This window comes from Legionella sp. PATHC039 (assembly GCF_026191275.1).
GTDB classification, from domain to species: domain Bacteria; phylum Pseudomonadota; class Gammaproteobacteria; order Legionellales; family Legionellaceae; genus Legionella; species Legionella pneumophila.
On the sequence record NZ_JAPHOP010000001.1, the window covers coordinates 1789451 to 1815360 of the forward strand.

The window sequence follows — 25910 nt, forward strand, 5'->3', positions numbered from 1 at the left end:
AATAAAGTCTATGTTACCTGATTATTTTCAATTTATTAAACATTAATTTCGCGCTCATACCGTGTTAAGTAATACTGAACTGTATTTGATAATTTATGAACAAAATCACCTTGTGGAACCCAACCCAATTCCTTTTGAATTTTGCTATTGTCTATGGCGTATCGTTTGTCATGACCTTTTCTATCTTCAACAAAAGTAATCAATGAATGATATGGTTTTTCCATAGGTTTTAAATCATCCATCATCTGACAAATTATTTTTATCAAACTTAAATTATCCAGTTCGTTATTACCGCCTATATTATAAACTTCCCCTAATACACCTTTTTGAATAATGGTATCAATTGCTTCGCAATGATCCATGACATACAACCAATCGCGAATATTTGATCCGTTGCCATAAACGGTGATGGGCAGCTGATTGACACAAGCGTATACTACTTTAGGAATCAACTTCTCTTTATGTTGATTAGGCCCGTAATTATTCGAACAATTCGAAGTGGTAACAGGTAATCCATAGGTATGATAATAAGCTCTGACTATATGATCAGAACTTGCCTTGGACGCTGAATAAGGGGAATTGGGTTGATATGAATTTTTTTCAGTGAACGCCGGCTCTTCTCTTTCTAATGAACCATACACTTCATCAGTGGATACATGATGAAACCGACACTTTGATTTATCCCATTGCCTTTCATTCAGCCAATAAACCCTTGCTGCCTCTAACAGAGTAAAAGTTCCAATTACATTGGTTTCAAGAAATATTTGCGGATTATCAATGGAGTTATCCACATGGGATTCGGCTGCAAAATGGACAAGCGTATCTATTTCATATTCCCTTAGCAAGGATAAGACCAGACTTTTGTCCAATATGTCTCCTTGTACAAAAAGGTGATTTTTACATTCTGCCATTTCACTCAAATTGGCTTTATTTCCTGCATAGGTTAATTTATCCAAACTGATTATTTTGATCTCCGGGTATTTATCGTTCATAAATTTAACAAAATTACTTCCTATAAAGCCTGCAGCTCCAGTTACCAAAAGGTTGTTCATCTGATTTTTCATAGTGTGATTCTTACTTTTTTGTAAAACGGTCGATAACATCTGGCAAATCATTTTTCCAACTACAGCTTTTTATACCCAATATTGTTTCTATCTTTGTTGTATCGAGTATCGAATTTTTAGGTCTTATTGCCTTTGTAGGATATTCTTCTGACTTAATTGGATTTAAATCGGTTAAAGTCAAGAGAAGCTGTTTCTCTTTTGCCATATTAAGAAATACGTTTGCAAATTCATGCCAATTGGTAACACCCTGCCCTGCATAATGGTAAAGCCCCCAATAGCCAAAGGAAGAATGTCTGATTTTCTGTACTATTTCAAACAGTACTCTTGCTATATCGCGAGCTGAAGTAGGCCTTCCCCATTGATCTGCAACAATATTCAATTCTTTTCTGCTGGAAGCTAAATTTAAAATCGTTTTTACAAAATTTTTCCCTTGTTCACCAAATACCCAGCTAACTCGCAAAATAATATATTTTTTAAGTTGGGATAAAATAGCCTGCTCTCCTTCCCATTTCGTACGCCCATAGGTACTTACTGGATGCGGAATATCGGTTTCATGATAGGCTCTCTCCTTTTCTCCATCAAATACATAATCAGTTGAAAGATGGATCAAGGGGATATTTTTGAAGCTACAATAATTCACCAGGTGAGAGACAAACTCAGCGTTCACAATATGAGCCAAATCAGGTTCATCCTCTGCCTTATCTACAGCCGTATAGGCTGCTGCATTAATGATAAGATCCGGTTTGATTTCCGATAACACATCCTGAACCCGTTCGAGTTTGGAACAATCTAGAATATCTCTGGTACAAGCATATACTTCATGCTCAGAGGAAGAAAATCGCTTGATAATCTCGGTACCAACTTGCCCATTAGCACCTGTAACCAATATTTTCATTTAGGTTTGATATCTCGGTAAAAGTTCAGTATCTATTAAACTTAAAGGCTTGGCTGCAGCGTCTTTTGGAGACAATTGAACCTGCTCTCCTAATGGCCAATCAATTGCTAATTGCGGATCAAGATAATGAATGGAAAACTCACTTTCAGGATGATAATAGTCAGTACATTTATAAGCGAAATCAGCCATAATACTCAAAACATAAAACCCATGGGCAAACCCTTTAGGAATCCAAAATTGCCTTTTGTTTTCTCCAGAAAGAATCACTCCAACCCATTGCCCAAAAGTAGGGGAGCCTAACCTAATATCCACGGCAACATCAAACACTTCACCAGCTAAAACAGACACCAGTTTACCTTGCGTTTGTTGGCTCTGATAATGTAAACCTCTCAAAACACCTTTTTGGGAGCGAGAAAAATTATCCTGGACAAAATGATCTTTGATACCAACTAAATCTTGATATCGTTTAGCTTGAAATGACTCATAAAAATAACCTCGTCCATCTCCATAAACGGATGGTTCAATAATTTTAACCCCAGGTATTTTCGTCTCCATTACATTCATGTAATCACCAAAAAGTAAAAATAAAAAACATTCACACCAAGAGGAGATTGATTTCCTTTAATAAATTTCGTCCTGCATTTCCATCTAATTGCCCCCACTTTTTACTATCCCTCAACTGAGCTTCTTTTATTTGCTGATAGAAACCTGGAACTTTAGCGAGTTTCTCCAAAATGCTTGAAAATTCAGCGCGATCATACACTGTAACTACTCCCTCTAGGTTATTATAATCATCATATTCATATTGATATAGATCATAATTTATAACTGGTATGCCGCAGCTAATAGCCATTCTAATAGTTGCTGAACAAACCGACACATAAATACCACATAAAGGAATTATTTCAGCAATATCACCATAAAATATTTTTACTGGATAATCTTTTATGAATTCTACTGAGGAAAAGCTGATACGCGGATGCAAATTAATAATTATGTTATATTCATTGGCATAAGAAGATAGTTGTTCTAATAAGTATTTTACAATTTCCGTATAATCCATAAATTCAATAACATTTTGCCTGGAATCACATTGATTGGGTGGTAATGCACACAGAATCATGGGTTTAGAAGGGCACATATCAAGAGAATGGTATAAATCTCTTCTATTTGAATCAGCATTTAGTAATTTCCGAAATAATTCATCATTACACAAAGCCCCCGTAGCTTTCAAATATTTTTCTTCCAATCCTGCAGACAGATAATATTCTTTCATTGCATCGCTTTCTAAGGCAAGAAAATCTATCTCCCCACTATTCAACAACCAAGGATTTTTGGGACTAATGCAAAACATTTCATGGAGCAATATCAAATCAACTGGCAAAATCATTGATCTATTCTTGTAGCAATAAACCCAATGTGGAAAAGCAATAGACATCACTTTATTATAAATTTTCGATAAAGCTAGAGATGGTTCGTTGTAAAAAGTTTCTGCCCATTCTTTTGTATTAGCAATAGTAAATGGGACAATAATAGAAGGAATACTACTTTTTTTTCCAATATGAACAATTAACTGGGTAAAATAAAATAAATTATGCTCAGGAAATACTAACAACTTGACTTGATATTGTCCTAAAATTTTATCCATGTATTTACTATAATTATATGCAGCTCGAGAAGTTGGTGGTAAAAAAAAGGGTAACTTATGCCAAGCCATTTTATAACAAAATATTAATAGAGCTGCGAGTTTTTTATTTTTTTTGAAAGTTAAATTATTTTTTTTACTGCCAATAAATTTTCCAGGAAAATAAAATAAATACTTAAAAAAGAAAATAAGTGGCTTCAAGAGATAGCGAATGACTTCTAAAAATTTTAGTAATAATTTAAAAAAAAATCTTAACAGTTTAAGTTTCAAATTAAAACCGGATTGCCTAGAAGCATTTAAATCAAAGTAAGTAATAAAACTAATTCCTTCGGATTGACATTGCTCGATATCTCTTTTGACCCCCTCATACTTTACATAAAAAAATATATAAGGATTATAAGCTCCATTTTGTTTCATCAATCGAGCAACACGTATTATTTCTTTAAAATGAGTTGAAATATGCACAAATAGTAAAGTATTTCTTTGTTGCTCAATTTTATCCATTCGAGATATCGCAACCTAATAAGATTAAAAATAAACAAATCAATGGAGTTTTACATTCACTTATATTCAATATAATTACTCTTAATCTATTACTAATAATTTCTTATCGAGCTCTTCTTCAGAAGTAAGATCTTCCAGGGATTTCTTCAAATCAACATTCCAAACTAAATTTGGTCTTAATAAACTATTGGGCCAGGGCCCTAACCAGTTTCCTCTTACTCCAAACGGCATTTGATCATCTATTATCTTCATAGATAAACAATCTAGACATTTAATTTCTTGGTCAATGGCATCCAAGTCTGTAATGATAATTGATACTAAAAATTGACCTTCATTTAAGAATTCTTTAGGAATAATTAATGTTTCAGTGTAAATCCCCAATTCTCTCCTGCACTCAGGTAAATTTGAGAAATTATCCATTGTTGAAAATAACTTAACTCCCTCCACCGAAGATAAATCCAGTCTCACACAAACTCTAGAACTCTTCTGCTTAACTTCAAATTGAATTTGAACAATAATTTCTTCATTTACAGTAAATTTATCTTGAATATTTCCAGAGTTATTTAAAAGTTTCAAAGAATAAATTTGAATTCTATCTTTTATTTGAGGAGCGTTAATTAAATTATCATTCCAATTTTGCTCTGCACATAAACCTCCTTTTCCTAAAGGAGCTGAATTCAATATTATTGATGATGTCTGCTTAGTCTCATTTTGAGCTGGTGAATTATTATTTTTATCTGAACTTGAATTATCCTCTTTAGTAGTATCGATATCTTTAAGTTCAACAATTCTCCCATGAGATAACTTTATAATTTTTTTACAAATAGACTCTATAGCATTCATATCATGACTTACAAAAATAACTGTCCGTCCATCATTTGCCACTTCCAGCATTTTTTCCTTACATTTTTTCTGAAAATCCTGATCACCTACAGCCAGAACTTCATCAATAAGTAATATCTCAGATTCAAGGAAAGCAGCTACAGAGAACGCAAGTCGCATATACATTCCCGAAGAATAGCGTTTTACTGGAGTCTCTATCTGACTCCCTAATTCTGAAAATTCAACGATATCCTTAAAACGAAGATTAATCTGCTGTCTGGTCATGCCATTAATGGCCGCATTTAAGTAGATGTTTTCACGCCCAGACAACTCTGGATGGAAACCCGTTCCAACTTCAAGCAAGCTGATTAAATGACCTCTGTATCTAAACTCACCATAGGTAGGAGTGGTTATTCTAGATAAAATTTTCAACAAAGTGCTCTTTCCAGATCCATTTTGTCCTATTAAACCTATTCGCTCTCCAGGTGATATTTGGAAATTAATATTCTTTAACGCCCAAAAAAAACCCGGAGGTAATCCTTCAGTTTGCTCATCTGAAACAACCACCTTTGCTGAAGATTTTTGCGTATTCTCATCTTCAACGCTTGCTTTATTATTTTTGCGAGGCAATAGCCTTTTCACTTTTTTGGATATTTGTTCATAGATAGTACCATGCTGTGTAGCACCAGCACCTAACCTATATACCTTACTTAAATTATCTACTCTTAAAATCCAGTTCATAATGCATCTACTAAAGATTGTTCATGTTTTCGAAAAATGTTAAATCCAACTACAAATACTATGATTGCAACTGAAAAGCCAAAAATAAATTGTTCGGGATTTGGCCAATTACCCTTTAAACCATCTCTATACGCACAAATCACCATACTCATCGGATTGAATTCATACCAAAAACGTAACCAAGGAGGAGAAGCAGAGATTGGGTACAAAATTGGATTTGCAAAATAATAAAATTGTAATGCCAGTGGTACAAATAATTTCAAATCACGATATCGAGTACTAAAAGGAGCGAGCATCAACCCTAACCCCATTGCAAACATTGCTTGAATAACAAATAGTAGGGGGAATAGAGCAAATAAATGATAATTAAGTTTATGATAAACTGTGGCACAAATGACAATTAAACCAAACCCGACAAGATAATCTACGCCAGCTGATAAAGTGTAGGTTCCGCCTAATAATAACCTTGGGAAATAAATTTTACAAACTAACCCTGCATTTCCTTCTACCGACCCCATGGTCAAATTTATCATTGCCATGAATGCATACCAAGGAATAATAGCAACCAAATAAAATAAAAGATATGGCAAACCATCTGTGGGAATTTTTATCATAAATCCAAATACAAAGGTAAAAACACCTACAGTAATTAATGGAGATACAACTATCCATCCAAGACCCAAGATAGTTTGAGAATACCTAACCTTAATATCTCTTGCAGTGAAAACCCATAACAGCATCCTGTAATGCCAAAGATCTTTTAAATAAGTTTTCAGAGGCTGGATATCACCAGCCTTTATAACAGTTTCATTTAATATGTTATTTTCATTCATAATAGTTACACAACCTCTGTGACATTTTGCTTAGATTTGAAAATATCAGACAAACAATGAATCACTCTATCGATATCTCTGGAACTCAAATTAGAACCGGAGGGAAGGCAAATGCCATGATCAAACAGATAATCTGAAACACTGAATTGTTCATCATGAGAATAATATTTGGAGCCTGCAAATAATGGTTGTCTGTGCATTGGCTTCCATGTCCGCCTTGCTTCGATATTAAATGGTTTTAATTGCTCAATGACCTCTTCCGGTCTGATCTTGTCTGATGTTGGTCTCATAACCAATGTCGATAACCAATGAGTACTATACCCATGATTTATCTCTGGCATCATCTCAATAAAGGAATAAGATTCCAAGGCTTGCTTATATCGATCAAAAATAGCTCGTCTTGCCTTAACTCGCTTTTCCAATACTTTTAGCTGCCCTCTGCCTATGCCAGCAAGCACATTACTCATCCTGTAATTATACCCAACCACAGTGTGCTCATAATGGGGCACTGGCTCGCGAGCCTGAGTTGATAAAAATCTTGCTCTTTGTATCAGACTCTCGTCGTCTGATACCAACATGCCTCCACCAGATGTAGTAATGATTTTGTTGCCATTAAACGAAAACACACCCAACTTGCCGAAAGTTCCGCTGTATTTGTTACGATAAGTAGCCCCCAAAGATTCTGCCGCATCTTCTATAATTGGCACATTGTATTCATTGCATAATTGGCATAGGGCATCATAATTAGCACTTTGCCCATATAAATTAACAATGATCACGGCTTTTGGCATTTGATTTTTTGCTTTACTTTCCCTTAATGCCCGCTCAAGAGCAACTGGAGACATATTCCAGGTATCCAAATCAGAATCAATAAATACTGGAGTTGCCCCCTGGTACAATATGGGATTCACTGTCGCTACAAAAGTAAAACTGGATGCGAACACAATATCTCCTGGCTTCACATCAAGCAATACGAGTGCCAGATGAATTGCTGCCGTTCCCGAACTTAAAGCCACAGCAGATTTTACATTAATATACTCTGCTACTTCTTTTTCAAAACAATCTACATTAGGGCCTAAAGGAGCTACCCAGTTGGTTGCAAAAGCTTCCTGCACGTATTGCTGTTCATGCTCACCGATATGTGGAGAGGAAAGCAGGATATTGGAAGATAGTTCTCTTCGGTGGATCAAGCGTATGGGACGATTATTCTCATCGATAACCGGAATATGATCTAATTCATATTCCTGCATTAAATGATAAGCATCCTGAATCGTAGCCGAGGCGGGTAAGGCTTTTGATGAATGCTCTGATAATTCCTCTAGAGTAGAATCTAATGTGAATCCTTTTAATAGTAACCTTCGAATGTCACCATCTGTTACCGTCCTTATCAAACTCTCATCACTATCCACGAGAAACAACACACCTTGAGCTGTAGCATCCAGCTTACTCAAAGCAGTTTTCAGGCTTTCTTGTTTATTTATATATAATTCTTTGATAGTAATCATTTTATTCCTTTTAAACTGCAGGCACACCTTTCACAACAGCATTTTCTTTTACATCACTTACAACGACTGAGCCAGCTCCAATTATCGCCCCATCTCCTATAGTAACACCAGGCAAAACAACTGCTCCAGCCCCAACAAGAACTCGTTCGCCAACCTTGACTCGTCCACCTAAGGTGCTGTTGGGTGCAATATGTGAGTAGGCACCAACTATTACTTCATGATCCACAACAGCGCTGTGATTGATGATACATCCCACCCCCACCTCACAATCAGGGCCGAGTATTGCCTGTGCTGCGATAAAGGAGCCTGCACCGAGCTTCGATGATTTCGCAATAATGGCAGCCGGATGAATAATTGTAAACAAGTTTGCATTGGAATTCATCAAATCAATAACATTCTTTCTGGCCTGATTATTTCCAATGCTAACGTGCACATAACCAATATAGTCAGCTAAACTGTCCATAGTTGAATCAACCAATACTCCACACACCTCCTGACCCAGCAAACTCTTATTGCCATCACAAAGTGAAATGTCTAAAGAGTGCTGAGTCAGTGATAAAGCATCAATTACCACCTTACAGTGTCCACCACATCCTATTATTTTCAAGTTAGTATGCATTACATTTATTCAATATTTGTGAATGCAAAGGGATAGTTTTTAACAATTGATAACACCTTTCACTCGCTTTTCCATCCCCGTAACAATTAGAGTATTTTATCTTGGGTTTATTTAGCGCTTCTCTTAGACCGGTCAAAATAGCATCATAAGTAACATCAACATCAATGACATTTTCGCTTCGTTCTCTTAAATTTTGCCTGCTTCCAACATTAACTACGTTCAGGTTAAATGAGGCTGCCTCTATGATGCCACTACTGGAATTTCCAAGCATCACATCAGAATTTGCAAGACAATCAATAAATTCCGGACGATGTAAGTGCTTGATAATTCTAACATCAGGATGATCAATATATTCCTGAATCACTTCTCGAATTAAATGACCACCCGTATCTGAATTCGGCTCAAGGCAAATGATCTGTAAATTTGTGGTGAGTGCTGCCTGAATCACACTTTGAAATTGGATTTTAATCGAGTCAACCTCTTGAACAACCGGGTGATAGATTAATAAACAGATTTTTTTGTCAGGAGAAAACCCATAACGTTGATTAAACACATCACGTGTAGACGTTTTATACTGCATGATTTCATCCAAACCTGGAGCACCAACCTGAAAAATGTTCTCTTCTTTCTCACCCATTCTAATCAACCGCTGTTTGGATGCTTCTGTTGCTACAAAATGATAATGAGATAATTTGGAAATCGCATGCCTTACCATTTCATCAACGGTTCCAGAGCGCTCTCCTCCGTGCAGATGTACAACCGGGATATTTAAATGTATCGCTGCTATGGCCGCAGCAAGCATTTCACCTCGATCTCCCAGCAGTAAAACGACATCAGGAGTTTCACTTTCGAATACCTCGGTGAATCCCAAAAGCTCATGACCGATAGCTTTTGCCATAGAACCATGTTGGGTATCGGCAAGATCAACAGGAATAATGCCGCATATTGAGAACTGATCTGCTTTAATTTCGTTAACTGTATTTCCATACAAAGCATCAAGATGCATACCAGTGACACAAATCGATAAGTCAATGTCTTCTGACTGGTGTAATCTTTTTAGTACTTCTCGCATCAGTCCATAATCGGCACGTGTACCTGTAACATAAATTATTTTTCTGGTCATTACGCTTCAATATGTTCCCATAACAAAGTAGTACCCGCAGACAAATTCATACTTAATCGAGCGCCTACAATATTTGATATTTCAGAGGGCGCTATCCCAGTACCAGGTCTTAGCAAGATCAAATCTTCTTTACTGATTTGCTCACCTTTCACCAAATCACGTCTTAAAGTAATACTTCTTCTAACCAGAGCTCTTATCGGGAGCTCATTATCCGACGGTTTTTTTTCACCACTTCCCAAAACAGTTTCAGCGTCTCTAATGGATTGTACTAAATTCTTCATTTCCTCTGGATTCATAGAAGCCAGATGATCTGGACCAGGAAGAGATTTATCCATTGTAAAGTGCTTTTCGATAACACGCGCCCCCATTCCTACTGCTAATGTTGGCACCAAAATACCTAAAGTATGATCAGAATAACCTACTGGCAATTGAAATTCGTCAGCTAATGTCTGCATGGCTTTCAGATTCACGTCTTGATAAGATGCCGGATAATTAGAAGTGCAATGCAACAAAACCAGATAATCCGATAAAGAGTTTCCATAGTAGGGTTTTACTGTATCTATAGCTACTCTTACTTCTTGTAGATCGCACATCCCTGTTGAAATGATTAAGGGTAACTTCTTACTGGCACAATGTTGTAAATAAGGTAAATTAGTAATTTCGCCAGAAGGGATTTTTAATCGCTTTACCCCTAAAGAAATAAGAAAATCAATGCTTTGTTCATCAAAGCCAGTTGACATAAATTCAATGCCGAGTGAATTGGCTAATTCACTTAGTAAATAATGGTCCTCTTCTGAAAGTTCCAGTGCCTTGAGCATCTCATACTGGGTAGAGGATTCCGGGGTATTATTTTTTTGGTATTCCGCTTTTTCTACTGTTTTATTGACCAAGGTGTCGGCTTTGAAAGTCTGAAATTTTACTGCATCAGCGCCAGACTCTTTGGCTGCGTAAACTAATTCTTTAGCCAGTTGGACATTACCATTATGGTTTACTCCTGCTTCAGCAATTATAAAACAATTCATAATAGTATCTCTTCTTTCAGTTCAATTAATTTTTCTACTAAAGCCCAATCCATTGGAGTATCTATATCTATAGATTCATTTGGATTATCCATAAGCAGAGCCCTTGTTGGATTGCTATAAAATGATTTATTAGACATTAGCTGTTCAGTAGTAGCTATATAAATCGCACCATTTAGTTTATAAATTGGTTCACCTTCTTCAGAAACATCAGAATTTCTAAAAATATTAGGGGAACATAAGTTACCTTGATTATCTACTGTCCTGTACCAAGAAGGTTTAAAGCTCACTTTATTAATAGATACAACGCTATTACCAACATCTCGGTGCATTAAAACAGCCTTTCTAATTGTTTCAGGTTTTCTAAAAGGCGAAGTAGGTTGTAGTAATAGAACACTATCAAAAAACACGTTAATTTTCTTATAATTATTCAACAAATCAATGACGGCGTATACGACATCCGACGAATCATCAGCTAAGGATTGGGGCCTTAGCCATGGTACAGAAGCTCCATACTGAATTGCAATATCGGCTATTTCTCGGCTATCAGTTGAAACAACTATTTGTTCGCAGCAATTCGATTGTAGAGCCACATTAATACTATGAGCGATAAGTGGTTTGCCAGCAAGCAATCTTATATTTTTTCCTGGTAGCCTTTTGGAACCAGCTCTCGCTGGTATTATCGCTAAAACTCTCACTTCTTGCGCCCTAAATTTGTAAAAACCGCTGGATAATTTTTAATCCTACTTCTCCACTTTTTTCTGGATGGAACTGGCACCCATAAATATTGCCATCCTTTATAACGGCACTAATAGCCTGACCATCGTATAAAGTATCTGCCAATCTTGTCTTTGGATTAGTTGGCACAGCCATATAGGAATGCACGAAATACACTGATGAATTGATAGATACATTTTTTAAAATGGTATCAGACCAATCTCCACCATAAGGAGTTCTAACTAATTCATTCCACCCAATATGTGGAATTTTATGTCGTTGTCCATCATCTCCATGTAATGGGATACTTACTACTTCTCCAGTTATTAAATCAAGCCCTTCGTGTTCACCAAACTCCATGCTTTTAGTCAACATCAATTGCATACCAAGGCAAATCCCTAAAAAGGGTTTACCACTACATGCAAATTGTTTAATGGGTTCTACAAAATTTAAATCGGTTAATCCTTTCATACCATCCGCAAATGCCCCCACCCCTGGCAAAACCAGTCGCTCAGCTTTCAGAATTTCTTCCGGAGTACTTACAAAATGAACTGGGGTATCAAAATAATGGAATGATCTCGCTACACTTAATAAATTACCAATACCATAATCTACAATTGAAACTGAACTCATATTGTTCTCACATGAATACCTTTAGCCAATGCATAATTTCGTATCTCTGACAAGCTAAGTCGCTTATAATGCAATACATCAGCCATGGCGACTGCATCAGCGTTAGCACTACAAACAACATCAACTAAGTCGCCCAAACATCCCATTCCACCACTTGCAATTACTGGAATTGAAACTGATTGAGATACTTGTTTCACTAATTCCAGATCAAAGCCTTTACGAGTACCTTCCTGATCAATAGAAGTCAGGAGAATCTCACCTGCTCCAAATTCTTCGCCATTCCTAGCCCAATCAACAACATCCATTCCGGTATGTTCACGTCCATTATCTGTCATGACTTCCCATCGTCCATTTATATCTCGCTTAGCCTCGATTGATAAGACCATACATTGCGAGCCAAATCTTCTGGCGATGTCAGATATGAGAGCAGGATTTTTGGTCGCAGCAGTATTAACGGCCACTTTGTCGGCACCACAACGCAATAATTGTTTTACATCATCGACACTGCGAATACCTCCTCCAACAGTGATAGGTATAAACACGTTTTCAGCGGTATTTTTTACAATTTCTGATAAATTATTACGTCCATACAAGGAAGCAACTGTATCCATGTAGATTAACTCATCAGCGCCTTGCGCATAATATGCCATAGCATATTCATTAGGATTTCCGACAACCCTTAGGCCCTCTAAATGTACACCTTTAATTAGATTAGGACCTTTGATATCAAGTCTTGCAATTAAACGGACATTACCCATTAAACAGTCTCCAGATAATCTCTAGTTTGTTTTTCGTGATTAGTTACTTGATGTCTCAATTTCCATTGTTCGCCTTCTTTTTTCCATAAATGAGGAGATCTGAAGGTATCAGCCAAAGCCATAAAATAGGCTCTGTCCATAATCGGTTGCTCGAACATTTGCGAAGCAATGGGAAATTCTTTGGGATTAATACTTAAGTATTTAAAAATTTCATCGGCAAAACGCTCGGGAAACTCTTGATCAAAACGCTTCACCAGAGCAACACCTTCTTCGCGAGTAATATCCCCCGAACGTATTTCCTGGGAGGCATCGTACGTCGCTCTTCCAATACCGAATTTGGTTAGCGTTGTGTAGTAATGGAAATCATCAATTTTGTCATCAATACTGTTGTATTTACTGTAAGTTCCTGGAGTTCGTTCAGGAGAAGCTTCAAAACCGCCATGTTCCACAGCATAATAATAACAACTTTGTGGATGCCATTTCAGGTAATATCCTAAGTAATGGACCTCTATCTGCTGCTCTTCGATTTGTTGTGGATCAGCAGGTAAATAAGCGTCCAAATCATTATCATTTAAACCAAAATCACTTTTTAACTCTTGTACAGACGTACCGCCTAAAAAGATTTTGCTTTTATCTTCTGCGGTAAAATATTTCCAGTCTCTTTTCGCAGATTCCGTATCACCTATTGGATTACCATATTCCGCTTCATTTTCTCCATAAACAACCAATTTAATTTTATGCAACAAAGCCATTTTAGGAGCATAAGCTTTTTGACCAATCATAAAAGGCTGAAAAGGATGGAATAAATTTTCAACAGCTAATCTAGTTAATAGCCTATGTACTTTTCCGTTAGGAGTAAATAAATAATTATCAAAGCCAGCATGTATCCAGGATTGAAAATTTCTCCACCCCCAAGGCGTATACATATGGGGGGCCCAAGTCACAGTCAAGGGATTCATCCCATATTTGTACTTTAGGATATGAGCTGCATAAAAACTGTCCTTTCCTCCAGAACCAGGAACAACACAATCATAAGAGCCGTCCTTGCTTCTAAACCGATCGCAAAGCTCTCTCAATTGCCTGTCTCGTTCTTCCCAATTAATAGTTGATTTTTTACGTTCAGCAACTCGACAGGCATCACAAATACCGTGTTCATCAAAATTAATAGTATCCTTTTTTGATTCTTTCTTATGTTCATATTCAACAGCGGAATTAGGCCTTTGGTTTGAGATAACGCAGCTTTTGCAAAATTCCACCTTGTTAGGCAACCCATATTTAGCATTAAGCTTCTCTGTAGGAAGCTGGAAATCTGCCATATCTATAGGTTTTGGTGCGTAAATTTTGCTCATATTAATTCCAATTCCAATTTTATTAAAATATCTTATTAAAAACGGCAGTATACAATAAAAATACCAGGTATTAAACAAATCCCACTTTTCATTATATAAATCTTAATAACAACAAAAGATTTCTCAAAATCAACAGTCGCCAATTGCCCCCATTTAAGGATATACTTGATAAATCGTATTAAATAGGAATTTTGCATGTCCTTGAAGGCCATGTATAACCAAATCGCAGAAAATTACGCGACAGCTAATCGTTTTGGTTCAATCAGTGAAAGCCATCACGTTGCCATTGAGCAGATGAGGAAATTTCATTTGGGATTGAAACCCCATTATAAAATCCTTGATCTGGGTGTTGGCAATGGCTCTTTTTTGCAAAAATTGCATCACTTAATGCCAACGGCTGATTTCACAGGCATTGATGTTTCATCAGAAATGTTAAAACGAGCGAGCGAAGCCCTTCCTTTAACAACCATTGAAGGCAGTGCCGCAGAAGCCAACAAGTTTTTGCCCGCACATAGCCAGGATTTGGTTCTGGCTCATTTTATTAATGCTTATATCCCCATTAATGTTCTCTTTGATGAAGCCAAATACTTGACGCGCGCCAACGGTCACTTCTCTTTAATCACAACGACCTATGATTCTTTTCCTGTAGCGCAACAGCAACTGGCTAACTTTATTGCTCAGGATACTATTTTAAGTCGAGTTGTTGGTCACTACTATAAATCCATAGTCAAAAATACTACTGTTGCCGCAAATCTCGACGAACTCTTGCTGGCATTTAAACAGCATCAATTTAATATTTTGGATCACCAACGTATTGAAATACCTATTACCCTTAACAACATTGATGAATTGGCACTGTTTGGAATAGAAGGAACCTGGTTTCTTAACACTCTATCGATACGAATGCTGCCGAAATATTTTTTAATTCAGCGTCTTAAACGGCTTTTCAGTAAGATTTTTACTTTTCCCTACCATGACACTCATATTATTGATGTAGTTCTCGCCAGGAAGTGATAATCTTGAAACGCAGGTTAGAAAAAACGGAATGAGGTGTGAAATTGATTTCTCAAGCGGTTAAAAATTATCTTCCAGAACTAAGTCTTCGTCAAAAACAAACCAATAATATTATTTTTATTACTTTTTGGAGCCAGTTTTCCGTCTATGCCCTGAATACAGTTCTGGTTTTATTTTTAACTCGACCCTTGATTGCTCAGGGATTAGGCTACAGCCAAGCCAAAGCCTACGCTTTCATCGGTGTAACTCAAGCCACAGGCTATCTGATGCCAATTTTAGGCGGGTATATGGCTGATAATATTATTGGTGTCAGACGATCCATTCTTTTGGGTAGCATCATGCTGGCATGTGCTTATTTACTGGTCATGTTAAGTGGTTACACCATCAGTTCTCTTGGGGATCAATTATTTATCATTGCTTTTGCCTTTATTCCTGCAACCAACTCGCTATTAATGGGAACCGCATCCAGTATGGTTTCTCATATTTATTCCGATGATGCCATTAAAGCCAAATCCGCTATGACTTATTATTATATGGCCATTAATGTTGGGGCGCTGCTGGCAACCATGATCGCGCCAGTTCTTCTGGAAAGTCGTTATGGTCCACTTTCAGTACTCACCTTAACCTTTATTGGCAAATCGATTGCTGCCTTGAATTTTGCGAAACGTTACTCCATATATGATAGTGTCATTTGGGGAATGGATAAATCCAAATTTTCTAACCAAGGTCTATTAAGCCTTGTTGCTTATATAGCGGCTATCTATTCTCTTACTTTATATGCTTATACTCATGTTTATATCGCCAGCACACTGATAGGCACAGGATGTGCTATAGGAATTCTCTGGTTTTTAATTAAAACCATTATGCTTAAAGGCGAAACTCGCAGTAAACAAATGATCGCTGTATTACTGATAATAGAAGCCATCGTATTTTTTATCATATACAATCAAATGAACAGTACCTTGGTATTATTTGCAGAAAACAATTCCGATCTAAGTTTTCTTTGGTTTAAAATTTCACCTGCTCAATACCAAATGCTAAATCCTTTGCTCATTTTACTGATTGGAAGTCAACTTCCCCGTTTCTACAGGTTTTTTTCGCGCTTTACGATCCCCTATCAATTTGCCGCAGGCACAATTCTCTCTGGTATCGCCCTGCTGGTTATGGCTTTTGCAGCCCAAAATGCAATCAATGGATTAGTGAATGGCAACTACATTGCTTTGACCTACATTTTAATTTCAATTGCCGAATTATGGGTTAGTGCCATTGGTCTTAGTATGATTGGTCTGTATTGTGATGCACGTGCGATTGCCTTTGCTATGGGCGTATGGTACCTGGCCAGTTCCATGTCCAATGCTATTTCAGGACGAATTGCAGGTTGGGTTGCCATACCAGAGAATATTAATTCTGCTCTTGAAAGTTTACCCTATTATAAAAATTATTATTTGATTATGGGCATGAGTGCTTTGGGTCTTGGTATTCTGATGTATTTTGTAGCTTATTATTTACACAAGATCATGAAACGACGAGGTATTGAGTTAGCATAACGTAACTGAACATTGTAATATTCAAATATGCTTCGAGACGGTGCTTTGCACCTCCTCAGCATGAACGGTTTAATGGTTTAATGGTTTAATGGTTTAATGGTTTAATGGTTTAATGGTTTAATAAAAAATCTAATTTCTTTAATTAATAATAAAATTATTTATAGCCAATTCGAAAAACACAAGCTGTTCACTAACTTCAAACATCAAGCCCTAAATTATCCCGTTTGAACACTCGGTCTGCCCTATAACTTGATCGAACTAATGGGCCTGAAGCCACTTCAAAAAAGCCCTTTTTTAGACCAATTTGCCTTAATTCAGAAAAAGTTTCAGGAGTTACGTAACGTGCTATAGGTAAATGATTTTTAGTTGGTTGCAAATATTGTCCCAAAGTCAAAATATCCACGTGATGAGCTCGGAGGTCATCCATAGTCTGTATAATTTCCTCATTGGTTTCACCCAATCCCAACATCAAACTGGTTTTGGTCAGAACATCCGGTCGATATTTCTTGGCAAAAGCCAGTACATTCAAGGTTTGCTGATAACCCGCTCGATTATCTCTTACCGGATGTGTCAGGCGCTCAACCGTTTCTACATTTTGTGCAAACACATCAACGCCACTATCTAGCAATACAGCAACATCTCTTTCACTTCCTTGAAAATCGGGAGTTAGCGCTTCAACTTTGGTTCGGGGAGATCGTTTTTTGATTGCTCTAATGGTTTTGGCATAATGATTCGCCCCCCCATCAGGTAAATCATCACGGTTAACTGAGGTTAAAACCACATAATCCAGATTCATTAAGGCCACAGTTTCCGCGGTATTCTCAGGTTCTTCTGCATCAAGCCAACCATGCGGATTTCCTGTATCCACAGAACAAAATCGGCAAGCCCGGGTACATACTGCTCCCATTAACATAATAGTTGCAGTTCCATGAGACCAACATTCTGAGATGTTGGGGCATTTCGCTTCTTCACAAACTGTTGCCAAACGATGTTTTTGCACTTGCTCTTTAACTTGGCTATAGGCTGGAGTTGTATGATTGACTATACGGAGCCACTTTGGTTTTGGCAATCGCTCATGATCTTGACCTGATGATTTTATTCCATCTTTAATAGCTGTCACACCCTGAGATGTCTTATATTTTTGTCCACTTTCCACAACGATTGGAATATCGATCAATTTGCCCATGATGCCATCCGAAATACAAAGAGTTATGATGATCCCAAATCATAAAGATAAGATCAAGTTCATTTAAAAATCGTTGTCAGAGGAAAATCATCTGTTACGATGGATTTACTCCGAAAATAGTATAATTAAAAATGGTTGGAAATATATTCCACTATAATATTTCTACCCTGTTCCTTCCAGCATTTTTAGCTTTATACATGGCATCGTCTGCCCGCATAAATAAAGATTCAATATCATCTTCTTTGGTTACCGTAGTTAGCCCAAAAGAAACCGTAACATCGACTTTTTTGTCTCGATAATAAAACAAACAATCTTCAATTAATTTACGTAATTTCTCCAAAATTCCAAAAGCGTCCTTGCTGCTGGTTTGTTCAAAGATAAACACAAATTCCTCACCACCTATTCGAGCGATAAAATCAACCGTCCTGATCGATGATTTAAAAATCATAGCTACTTTTTTAAGAACTTTATCTCCTGCTAGATGACCAAAATTATCATTAATACGTTTAAAATGATCGATATCACAAACAGCAAGAGATAATGGGCTTAAACTTCGTTTCCAGCGCTGGAATGAATCCAGTATGTGCTCATCATAAGATTCCCGATTTGGCAGGCCTGTTAAGCTGTCGTGGTTAATTCTATATTTCTGAAAAGAGAGCAAATTTTTTATTTCTTCCGCATTTTGCTCGGACTCCTGCAACCTTGCTTGTAATTCCAATACTTGCTTTGCATACTCTTTCTCTCGAATTTCTTCATTATGCCGATATTCCTTTAACCGATCGCCAATCATTTTAATATTTTGACTCACTTTTGAGGATAATTCTTCAATCGTTTTAGAAGTATCAAGATGGTTTCTAATTTGATCCAGGTTATCCTGAATTCCGAACTCTAATTGACGACTGTCCTCAAATGCTTTCCTGCGAGTACTCCCTGTTGCTCTTAAGTAAAGTTCGAAATCATTTAACTGATTGGTTAACTGTTGAAGAAAGCCTTTGAAGCGGTTCTGCTCAACATTAAATGCCTCAACGACTAATTCCGTCAAATTGTCAATAATAGTGCTAAGCTCTGCATCAGTGAGCACATGTTCCAAATTCGATTTTATGTTCCCCCTCTTGGAATCCAAGTCCTGAGGGATAGATAAATGGTTAAGTAATTGTTGCAAGCTGTCATTTACTTTTAAACTAATCTCAGATTGAGAATTTTTTTGGGGGCTATCGACTTTTGTAATTTGAGGTAAGTCCTCCAATTCCTTAATCACAGAGGAAATACATTGAGTTAATACTTGATTAAATCGAATCAAAATTGCATGGCTTTCCATCTCGGTATCCAGCATTTTTTGTAATTTTGTAACTGCCCTCTTATCCTGAGATTTATTGGCAATACGACGAATGGACTCCACTCCCTGTTTGATTAATCCATTGACTAAACGAGAGTTTTCCGCTTTCTTCTTTTGCATTTTGGAAAGTATTTCTGCCAAACGTTTCACTTTTTTTTCTATGACAGCAGGTTCAAATTCAGTATCTAAATAATTTCTTAATTGCGAAAGGCGATCATCCAACTCATAATTAATTCCAATGGGATTAATAATCAATTGATTAATTACACTTCTGAGCGTATTAATTTGATTTTGCATCTTGTCACATTTGTGCTCATATATGCTAATTGTGTTAACAATTTTTTTCTTTAATTCTTGATCAATCATTTAAGACTTCCTTTCCTGTTCATTTATTTTGCCTTTTTTTAACTACTTCAAGCAAAATCTTTGCATGAGATCCATCACAAAAAGGAGGACTTTTGGTTTGTTTGCAATTGCAAAAATAAACGTCTTCAGTCAAATCTGCTATAAAAGAGACTGCTTTATCCCCGCAATTCTCTTTATCACAGAAAGGCTGGGCCTTGCTTTTGCCACAACCACACCATATGTAAGTCTTTCCTTCTGCTACCTCCACAGCTATTGGAAATAAATTCTTAAATTCTGAATTATTATCATCCATGATGAGAATTTCTCCATAAGCGCTCAGCTTCAAAGCCTAGCCCATTTTTAATTGTATGCCATAAAATGAAAGATATTCAGAATTTATAATTATTTTATGCCGATAGAACCCTCATGCCATTTTAGAAGCATTAAACCAATTCAGTAATAGGCCAGAGATACCCAATGAGACAATTAAAAATAATGATAAAGCCAAATTAGACAAGGCATAGGGATAAATGATTAATAAGAGTGCGATAGCTAAAATATATAAAAAACCTATAGTAGTTAATTTTGTCTTAAATTTTTTGAAAAAATGAATTTTCATTAAAATCCAATAGAGAAACATCAGGATAATTAAAGGAAAGATATAGATAAGCTGATAAGCAAATTGATATAGCCCCATCTGAACTCCTGATACATTTTGGTTATGTAACCATTGCTCAAACACATAAGACCAATTCATCAAACAGGTTTGTTGAAACATTGGCACTGTAAGAGCCAATAAAAAAGCCAAAACAATAAATAATGGTTGGATAGAATGCTTTTTATAATATTGGCCAGCGAAATAAAAAGCAAAAAGGCCTACCAATGCAGCCGGAATACGGAACCATGAAAGTGACTCAAAAAACAGGGTAGGATAAACCTGTTGAAAATAATGAACACCTGCAACAGTTAAAATAAACACGGAACCGCTAATAAATTGCAGCTTTCGCTTTTCAATCATGAATAAAAGACCTAAAAATGCAGTAATCGTAAATAAAGCACATGGACTGATTGCATCGATTAAGGCTACAACAAAAATAAATGTATTTGTGGAAGGGCTTCCTGTGATATTGGAATCAAACAAACTCGCATTCCCCCATCTGTTTAAAACATTCTCGGTCGCAGGAGTCAATCTTCCATTTTTCACAATTTCTTCTTTACAATATTCTATGCCGTTTAGCAGCTCCTTTCCGGTTGTCTGTGCAGTAGCAAACCCAACCCAACGAGAATTACAAAAAAATATGGATGGAACAGCAAAGTCATATCGATTAAGTTCTGTCAATAAATCGCCAAAACGTTTCAAAGCTTTTTTGTCTTTATCGATAATATAACGCTCAACATGCAGCCAGGGATAATGTTTTTCAATTTCTTTGAAAAATTCATCGGCCTTATGACAATGAAGACAAGTAGATGAAAGATACAATTCAACGTTAATTACAAGCCCTTTACCTTTTTCTTCTGTATACCAGGGAGATGAAGAATTTATCGCCCATAAATTAAAACTGAGCATCAGAAGTAACATTGTCAATCGAATCATTTGCTTCATGGTTTTCATTATATTTCTTTGTAAATGAATACTATAGCACTTAGGATCGATTGTATGAAATAGCCAAAACAAGACTCTCGCGTTTAAAGCAATAAAATGTAAATCTGAAATAAAAGCTTATATTTCAGGAGTGAATATAATTTTCCAAATGCTCAATCACTCGCAATTTATCTTCCAGAACGTGGTACAACAAGTCTCCTATTGACAATATAGCTAATAACTCACCTTCTTCCTGTATTAATACATGTCTTCTTTTCGTTTCAGTTATCACTTGCATGGCTTTCTCTACCGAATCATGTGGACTTAAGATCGTGACGTTGGTATAAACAACATCAGATACTTTTGCAGTTTCCAAGCTTAGATTCTTATGAAAATAACAGCGAAGTATGTCCCTTTCACTCACAATACCAATCAAGTGGGCATCATTGTCGAAAACAACTAATGCACCTATATCTTTTTCAACCATCTGTTTAATACATTCTTTGACACTATCATCAGGATGAATATAAGCGATTTTCCTTGGTGGCACCGGCAGTACGCTATGAATTAAGTGAGCCATTGCACTCTCCCTGATTAATACTAAATTAGCAACTCGCTGTATAAATATAGCACAAAACAAGGAGGGTTAAGCTCATTAATCGAGAGCAAGAAAGATTTTTATAAAAGATTATCGTAGGATTTGTGTATTGAAAACCCCAAGGTCAAGGCAAAAAATGATTTTAACGAAGGAATTTAGATAAGCCAAATGATCGAATTAAAAATATTTTTTAACAAAGAGATGGGGGTTTTTCGTAAGTTCTGTCTGAATTGGTTAGAATAATAAAATGAGATTGTTGGGTTTTCCCCAACAATCTTAATCAATTAATTAATTTACAACACGCCACGAACCGTCAGCTTGACGACAGGCCTTACCATAAATTTGTTGGGTTTTTCCACCAATCATGGCTTTGGTAATGTACTCACGGCAAGGTTGTTGAGCATTATAATAAGTTCTCGTTGGCTGGACAGTATAACGGTATCCAGTATCCGGATTTGACCATGCAACCGCTTTACCTGTTGGAGCTGTTTCGAGGGCCCTTTGCATTTCAAGTCGGTCTACTTTATCCATTGTTTTTCCAATTTGACCACCCAGGTAAGCTCCTAATAATGCTCCTGCTCCTGCAGCTGCAACCTTACCTGAACCACCACCAAACTGGCTACCAAGTAATCCACCTACCACACCACCTGTAATTGTACCTACACCTTCTTTGTTCATTGAGGCACAGCCACCCAGCATGAATGTTAGGGATAATGATGCAACAATTAATTTTTTCATTACAGTTCACCTGTTTAAAGAGTTACAAAATCGGTTGTCATTCTACCACCACGAACAGTTATTATCCATAACTTATTTGTAACGTACTCTCTCCGAAATTTGACATAATAATTCGTATCCTATTGTACCTGCTGATTTGGCAATGCGCTCTACTAAAACATGTGTTCCCCAAAGCTCAACTTCATCGCCGATCTCAACATCAGGGTGCTCTGTCAAATCGATGGTCAGCATATCCATAGAAACTCTGCCAACAATAGACACCTCCCTCCCTCTAACCCAAACCGGTGTTTTCTCGGAAATATGCCGTGGGTACCCATCGCCATAACCTGCTGCAACAACGCCAATTCGCGAAGGTTTATCGCTTTTCCAGGTTCCACCATAGCCTACCTGGGCAAAAGATGGGTTATCATGAATCGCGCTAATGGCTGACATAAAACGCATGACAGGGATTAAACCTAAATCCCTGGCATTTTGATTGGCAAATGGGGAAACACCATACAACATAATCCCAGGCCGCACCACATCAGCCTGGGAATCAGGAAATGAAATAATTGCCGCCGAATTAGCGATACTGCGTTGGAGAAACCCTGGTATGGATATCTCCTGAAACAAAGAGATCTGTTGTTGATTCTCAGGACGATGAGGCTCATCTGCGCAAGCCAAATGAGTCATTAATCCTATATTTTTATCAACCCAGGTACAGGTTTGCAATGCCCCCATCACGTTTTGCAATTCATGGATTTTAAATCCCAGTCTGTGCATTCCTGTGTTTACCTTCACCCATACTTTTATCGGGTAAGGTAACGGAGTCTTGATTAGCCATTCCAACTGCTGTGCGTGATGAAGAACACAGGCGAAATCATTCTCAACGGCTACTGACAATTCATCAGAACTAAAGACGCCCTGAAAGAGAATGCACGGGGTTTCAACACCTAAAGCTCGAATAGCCAGAGCCTCTTCAAGGCATGCTACTCCAAAAGCCTGAATTCGCCCATCAAGTACAGGGGCAACTTCTCTGACTCCACAACCATAAGCATTGGCTTTTACCATAGCGATAACTTTTTTGCCTGGAGCTAAATGCTTGATTTGAGATAAATTATGCAATAAAGCACTGGGCTCTATCACTAAACGTGTAGGTCTTGACACCCTATTCTACCCCTTGATAACCATTAAATGCCAAATCTTCAAATCGTGTGTACTTACCCAAAAAGGCCACCCTGACTTTGCCTATGGGTCCATTTCTTTGCTTGGCAACAATGATTTCCGCAGTTCCTTTATCAGGACTGTCCTCATTATATACTTCATCTCTATAAATAAAACAGATTAAGTCAGCATCCTGCTCAATTGCTCCTGATTCTCGCAAATCTGACATCACTGGGCGCTTATCTGCTCGCTGCTCGAGGCTTCTATTCAGCTGAGATAAAGCAATTACGGGAACCTGTAACTCTTTTGCCAGCGATTTAAGACTCCGAGAAATTTCGGAGATTTCCGCTGTTCTATTGTCTGCATTAAACCCGGGCACTTTCATTAATTGTAAATAATCGACAACGATAAGCCCTAACGAACCATGTTCCTTTGCTAAACGTCTGGCACGGGCCCTCATTTCTCCAGGACTTAAAGCTGGAGTATCATCTATAAACAAAGGAGCTTCAGAAAGCATATGCACTGCGGAGGTCACTCGTGGCCAGTCATTATCATCTAATTTACCAGTACGAATCCGATGCTGATCTATTCGCCCCAAGGAAGACATCATTCTCATTGCCAGGGAATCAGCAGGCATTTCCATAGAGAAAACCAATACTGGTTTACCGGCTTTAATTGCCGCATGCTCTGCCATGTTCATCACCAAAGTTGTTTTTCCCATCGATGGACGGCCGGCGACGATAATCAGGTCCGAAGGTTGTAAACCCGATGTCATTTCATCCAAATCAGATAAGCCTGTAGCCAGGCCTGTAATCGCATCACCATTATGATAGAGGGCATCTATTTTCTCTACTGCCCTTACCAAAATGGATTTAATATTTTCTGGCCCCCCATCACTCGCAGTTTGTTCACCAATAGCAAATACTTTGGTTTCGGCCATATCCAATAGCTCAGGCACTTCTCTTCCAGCAGGATTATAAGCGGAATCAGCAATTTCTGTTGCTACCGCTATCAGTTGCCTCTGGACTGATTTTTCCCGAACAATATCCGCATAAGCGGTCACATTCGCTACACTTGGTGTGTTATTAGCCAACTCAAATAAATAGGCTTCTCCACCAGCATCATCTAACTCGTTGCGTGTTTTTAAAGCATCAAGAAGCGTCACTACATCAAAAGGTTGATCTTTTTTGGCTAAAGCAGAAATGGCTCTAAAAAGAATTCGGTGCTCAGTACGATAAAAATCGGTTTCGCATAATTTATTGCTTACCTTATCCCAGGCTTGATTATCGAGCATCAAACCACCAATGATGGATTGCTCAGCCTCTACAGAATGCGGGGGGCGTTTTAGTGGATCAACCGTTTTTTTAGATATTTGCAAATCAAGCATGGTAATAATATTTTTCGAGAATTTATTTATAGGGAAGACAATCTATTTAAAGACATTCCTAATCTAATTGCAAATGATCATAACACTAAAAATAAAATGCGGGATAGTACCAACTGCTTTCAATGAGAAGAGAAAGCACTATCCCACATTATATATAAAAACATCCTTCAGTACTACTTATCGAATCCAGGTTTGAGTACGTCCCAGAGCAGAAACTCCAAAATACCCTCTGACATACAGTTTATTACCCTGCAGTGTCATCTTAGCCTTATAAATTTTTCCTGTCTTGGGATCGAGGATAGAGCCACCACTCCAGACGCCGTTGCCTTCATCTTTTAATCCCCAAACAAAAGTCAACCCTTGAATTTTTTTGTCCTTGAATGCGCCAGGGCACTTAGAACAAATTCCGGTATCACCTGGTTGTGGATATACCTTCACAATAGTACCACTTAAAGTACCATTTGATACTTTAAGGTTAACTACTGCTCTCTTAGCTCCGGTTTTATCATCAATGGTTGTCCAGGTACCGGCAGGAGACTGTGATGCTGCAAAGGCTAATGGTAAATAACATACAGCAATTACAAAACTACATAACACTTTCCATAATTTCATAAGTAATCTCCGTAATTGAATCAGTATACCTCTTGTATAAATTCTGTACTCTTTTGGAATACAAAGTTCAAGTTATACAAGAGCTTGTAATAAAGCATAAGCCATGATAAGTAACTTTGCTACTGAAATCTTTAAAATAAATATACGGTTGATTATCCGCTCCCTGACGGTCGCGGCTCGGTTTGATGGTTGAGG

Annotated in this window: 25 protein-coding genes; 2 read left to right on the plus strand and 23 right to left on the minus strand. The window is 37.3% G+C overall.

The genetic code is table 11. The features are described 5' to 3' along the window. Positions 1-35: 35 nt before the first annotated feature. From rfbB to OQI99_RS08190, 14 genes are all read right to left on the minus strand, one after another. A complete protein-coding gene (rfbB, locus tag OQI99_RS08120; protein ID WP_061513619.1) occupies positions 36-1115 on the minus strand; it encodes a dTDP-glucose 4,6-dehydratase in 1080 nt (359 codons plus the stop codon). Continuing rightward, a complete protein-coding gene (gene rfbD / locus OQI99_RS08125; RefSeq protein ID WP_061513620.1) occupies positions 1075-1959 on the minus strand; it encodes a dTDP-4-dehydrorhamnose reductase in 885 nt (294 codons plus the stop codon). The genes rfbB and rfbD overlap by 41 nt, the downstream gene beginning before the upstream one ends. After that, positions 1960-2523: a dTDP-4-dehydrorhamnose 3,5-epimerase gene (gene rfbC, locus OQI99_RS08130; RefSeq protein WP_061513621.1), complete on the minus strand. Its 564-nt coding sequence runs from the start codon at positions 2521-2523 to the stop codon at positions 1960-1962. 31 nt (positions 2524-2554) lie between these two features. Then, a complete protein-coding gene (locus OQI99_RS08135) occupies positions 2555-4108 on the minus strand; it encodes a hypothetical protein (RefSeq protein ID WP_061513622.1) in 1554 nt (517 codons plus the stop codon). A gap of 81 nt (positions 4109-4189) precedes the next feature. Further along, a complete protein-coding gene (locus OQI99_RS08140) occupies positions 4190-5671 on the minus strand; it encodes a polysaccharide ABC transporter ATP-binding protein (RefSeq protein ID WP_061513623.1) in 1482 nt (493 codons plus the stop codon). Next, positions 5668-6504 (minus strand): ABC transporter permease, encoded by an 837-nt coding sequence (locus OQI99_RS08145; protein ID WP_061513624.1) that lies wholly within the window; start codon positions 6502-6504, stop codon positions 5668-5670. The genes OQI99_RS08140 and OQI99_RS08145 overlap by 4 nt, the downstream gene beginning before the upstream one ends. A 5-nt stretch (positions 6505-6509) precedes the next feature. Further along, positions 6510-8009, minus strand: coding sequence for an aminotransferase class I/II-fold pyridoxal phosphate-dependent enzyme (locus OQI99_RS08150; RefSeq protein WP_061513625.1), 1500 nt, complete (start codon positions 8007-8009; stop codon positions 6510-6512). A 10-nt stretch (positions 8010-8019) separates the two neighbouring features. Continuing rightward, entirely contained in the window at positions 8020-8628 is a 609-nt protein-coding gene (locus tag OQI99_RS08160) for an acetyltransferase (RefSeq protein ID WP_061513626.1), read from the minus strand. Then, on the minus strand, positions 8618-9751 hold the full coding sequence (gene neuC, locus OQI99_RS08165) for a UDP-N-acetylglucosamine 2-epimerase (RefSeq protein ID WP_061513627.1): 1134 nt from the start codon (positions 9749-9751) through the stop codon (positions 8618-8620). Before neuC ends, OQI99_RS08160 begins: the two co-directional genes overlap by 11 nt. Further along, complete coding sequence (legI, locus tag OQI99_RS08170; protein ID WP_061513628.1) at positions 9751-10773, minus strand: N,N'-diacetyllegionaminate synthase; 1023 nt, start codon at positions 10771-10773, stop codon at positions 9751-9753. The genes neuC and legI overlap by 1 nt, the downstream gene beginning before the upstream one ends. Next, positions 10770-11468 carry a cytidylyltransferase domain-containing protein gene (locus OQI99_RS08175; protein ID WP_061513629.1) on the minus strand — a complete coding sequence of 233 codons (699 nt, stop codon included), beginning with the start codon at positions 11466-11468 and terminating at the stop codon, positions 10770-10772. Before OQI99_RS08175 ends, legI begins: the two co-directional genes overlap by 4 nt. Before the next feature lie 10 nt (positions 11469-11478). Next, positions 11479-12120, minus strand: coding sequence for an imidazole glycerol phosphate synthase subunit HisH (gene hisH / locus OQI99_RS08180; protein WP_061513630.1), 642 nt, complete (start codon positions 12118-12120; stop codon positions 11479-11481). After that, positions 12117-12878: a glycosyl amidation-associated protein WbuZ gene (gene wbuZ / locus OQI99_RS08185; protein WP_061513631.1), complete on the minus strand. Its 762-nt coding sequence runs from the start codon at positions 12876-12878 to the stop codon at positions 12117-12119. The genes hisH and wbuZ overlap by 4 nt, the downstream gene beginning before the upstream one ends. Beyond that, complete coding sequence (locus OQI99_RS08190) at positions 12878-14227, minus strand: N-acetyl sugar amidotransferase (protein ID WP_061513632.1); 1350 nt, start codon at positions 14225-14227, stop codon at positions 12878-12880. The genes wbuZ and OQI99_RS08190 overlap by 1 nt, the downstream gene beginning before the upstream one ends. A 195-nt stretch (positions 14228-14422) precedes the next feature. Here OQI99_RS08190 and OQI99_RS08195 point away from each other — a divergent pair, with 195 nt between their 5' ends. Both OQI99_RS08195 and OQI99_RS08200 read left to right on the plus strand, forming a co-directional pair. Beyond that, positions 14423-15241 (plus strand): class I SAM-dependent methyltransferase, encoded by an 819-nt coding sequence (locus OQI99_RS08195; RefSeq protein WP_061513633.1) that lies wholly within the window; start codon positions 14423-14425, stop codon positions 15239-15241. A gap of 38 nt (positions 15242-15279) precedes the next feature. Then, positions 15280-16788, plus strand: a complete 1509-nt coding sequence (locus tag OQI99_RS08200; protein WP_080447376.1) for a peptide MFS transporter — start codon at positions 15280-15282, stop codon at positions 16786-16788. A 196-nt stretch (positions 16789-16984) separates the two neighbouring features. On the opposite strand, the gene lipA is transcribed toward OQI99_RS08200, so the two are convergent. From lipA to OQI99_RS08245, 9 genes are all read right to left on the minus strand, one after another. Beyond that, positions 16985-17974, minus strand: a complete 990-nt coding sequence (lipA, locus tag OQI99_RS08205) for a lipoyl synthase (RefSeq protein ID WP_061513634.1) — start codon at positions 17972-17974, stop codon at positions 16985-16987. A 151-nt stretch (positions 17975-18125) separates the two neighbouring features. Then, complete coding sequence (locus tag OQI99_RS08210) at positions 18126-19676, minus strand: GGDEF domain-containing protein (RefSeq protein WP_265731690.1); 1551 nt, start codon at positions 19674-19676, stop codon at positions 18126-18128. A gap of 19 nt (positions 19677-19695) precedes the next feature. Next, positions 19696-19968: a CDGSH iron-sulfur domain-containing protein gene (locus OQI99_RS08215; protein WP_061513636.1), complete on the minus strand. Its 273-nt coding sequence runs from the start codon at positions 19966-19968 to the stop codon at positions 19696-19698. A 111-nt stretch (positions 19969-20079) separates the two neighbouring features. After that, on the minus strand, positions 20080-21267 hold the full coding sequence (locus tag OQI99_RS08220) for a hypothetical protein (protein ID WP_061513637.1): 1188 nt from the start codon (positions 21265-21267) through the stop codon (positions 20080-20082). A 115-nt stretch (positions 21268-21382) separates the two neighbouring features. Next, positions 21383-21817, minus strand: a complete 435-nt coding sequence (locus OQI99_RS08225; RefSeq protein ID WP_061513638.1) for a CBS domain-containing protein — start codon at positions 21815-21817, stop codon at positions 21383-21385. A 306-nt stretch (positions 21818-22123) separates the two neighbouring features. Then, positions 22124-22573 (minus strand): RT0821/Lpp0805 family surface protein, encoded by a 450-nt coding sequence (locus OQI99_RS08230; protein WP_010946477.1) that lies wholly within the window; start codon positions 22571-22573, stop codon positions 22124-22126. A gap of 72 nt (positions 22574-22645) precedes the next feature. Beyond that, the gene (gene alr, locus OQI99_RS08235; protein WP_061513639.1) at positions 22646-23719 is read right to left on the minus strand and encodes an alanine racemase; all 1074 of its coding nucleotides are present in this window, start codon (positions 23717-23719) and stop codon (positions 22646-22648) included. A gap of 1 nt (position 23720) precedes the next feature. Continuing rightward, the gene (gene dnaB, locus OQI99_RS08240) at positions 23721-25103 is read right to left on the minus strand and encodes a replicative DNA helicase (protein ID WP_027228359.1); all 1383 of its coding nucleotides are present in this window, start codon (positions 25101-25103) and stop codon (positions 23721-23723) included. Between the two features lie 177 nt (positions 25104-25280). Further along, entirely contained in the window at positions 25281-25715 is a 435-nt protein-coding gene (locus OQI99_RS08245) for a DUF2147 domain-containing protein (RefSeq protein WP_010946474.1), read from the minus strand. Positions 25716-25910 lie beyond the last annotated feature (195 nt).

Excerpts from the sequence above, each read along its gene's own strand:
- rfbC (WP_061513621.1), bottom strand. The coding sequence starts at position 2,523 with ATGAATGTAATGGAGACGAAAATACCTGGGGTTAAAATTATTGAACCA.
- OQI99_RS08135 (WP_061513622.1), bottom strand. The coding sequence starts at position 4,108 with ATGGATAAAATTGAGCAACAAAGAAATACTTTACTATTTGTGCATATT.
- OQI99_RS08145 (WP_061513624.1), bottom strand. The coding sequence starts at position 6,504 with ATGAATGAAAATAACATATTAAATGAAACTGTTATAAAGGCTGGTGAT.
- rfbB (WP_061513619.1), bottom strand. The coding sequence starts at position 1,115 with ATGATTTGCCAGATGTTATCGACCGTTTTACAAAAAAGTAAGAATCAC.
- dnaB (WP_027228359.1), bottom strand. The coding sequence starts at position 25,103 with ATGCTTGATTTGCAAATATCTAAAAAAACGGTTGATCCACTAAAACGC.
- legI (WP_061513628.1), bottom strand. The coding sequence starts at position 10,773 with ATGAATTGTTTTATAATTGCTGAAGCAGGAGTAAACCATAATGGTAAT.
- rfbD (WP_061513620.1), bottom strand. The coding sequence starts at position 1,959 with ATGAAAATATTGGTTACAGGTGCTAATGGGCAAGTTGGTACCGAGATT.
- hisH (WP_061513630.1), bottom strand. The coding sequence starts at position 12,120 with ATGAGTTCAGTTTCAATTGTAGATTATGGTATTGGTAATTTATTAAGT.
- OQI99_RS08140 (WP_061513623.1), bottom strand. The coding sequence starts at position 5,671 with ATGAACTGGATTTTAAGAGTAGATAATTTAAGTAAGGTATATAGGTTA.
- OQI99_RS08150 (WP_061513625.1), bottom strand. The coding sequence starts at position 8,009 with ATGATTACTATCAAAGAATTATATATAAATAAACAAGAAAGCCTGAAA.
- OQI99_RS08245 (WP_010946474.1), bottom strand. The coding sequence starts at position 25,715 with ATGAAATTATGGAAAGTGTTATGTAGTTTTGTAATTGCTGTATGTTAT.
- lipA (WP_061513634.1), bottom strand. The coding sequence starts at position 17,974 with ATGGGCAAATTGATCGATATTCCAATCGTTGTGGAAAGTGGACAAAAA.
- OQI99_RS08230 (WP_010946477.1), bottom strand. The coding sequence starts at position 22,573 with ATGAAAAAATTAATTGTTGCATCATTATCCCTAACATTCATGCTGGGT.
- OQI99_RS08190 (WP_061513632.1), bottom strand. The coding sequence starts at position 14,227 with ATGAGCAAAATTTACGCACCAAAACCTATAGATATGGCAGATTTCCAG.
- OQI99_RS08160 (WP_061513626.1), bottom strand. The coding sequence starts at position 8,628 with ATGCATACTAACTTGAAAATAATAGGATGTGGTGGACACTGTAAGGTG.
- OQI99_RS08210 (WP_265731690.1), bottom strand. The coding sequence starts at position 19,676 with ATGATTGATCAAGAATTAAAGAAAAAAATTGTTAACACAATTAGCATA.
- wbuZ (WP_061513631.1), bottom strand. The coding sequence starts at position 12,878 with ATGGGTAATGTCCGTTTAATTGCAAGACTTGATATCAAAGGTCCTAAT.
- OQI99_RS08215 (WP_061513636.1), bottom strand. The coding sequence starts at position 19,968 with ATGGATGATAATAATTCAGAATTTAAGAATTTATTTCCAATAGCTGTG.
- OQI99_RS08195 (WP_061513633.1), top strand. The coding sequence starts at position 14,423 with ATGTCCTTGAAGGCCATGTATAACCAAATCGCAGAAAATTACGCGACA.
- neuC (WP_061513627.1), bottom strand. The coding sequence starts at position 9,751 with ATGACCAGAAAAATAATTTATGTTACAGGTACACGTGCCGATTATGGA.
- OQI99_RS08225 (WP_061513638.1), bottom strand. The coding sequence starts at position 21,817 with ATGGCTCACTTAATTCATAGCGTACTGCCGGTGCCACCAAGGAAAATC.
- OQI99_RS08220 (WP_061513637.1), bottom strand. The coding sequence starts at position 21,267 with ATGAAAACCATGAAGCAAATGATTCGATTGACAATGTTACTTCTGATG.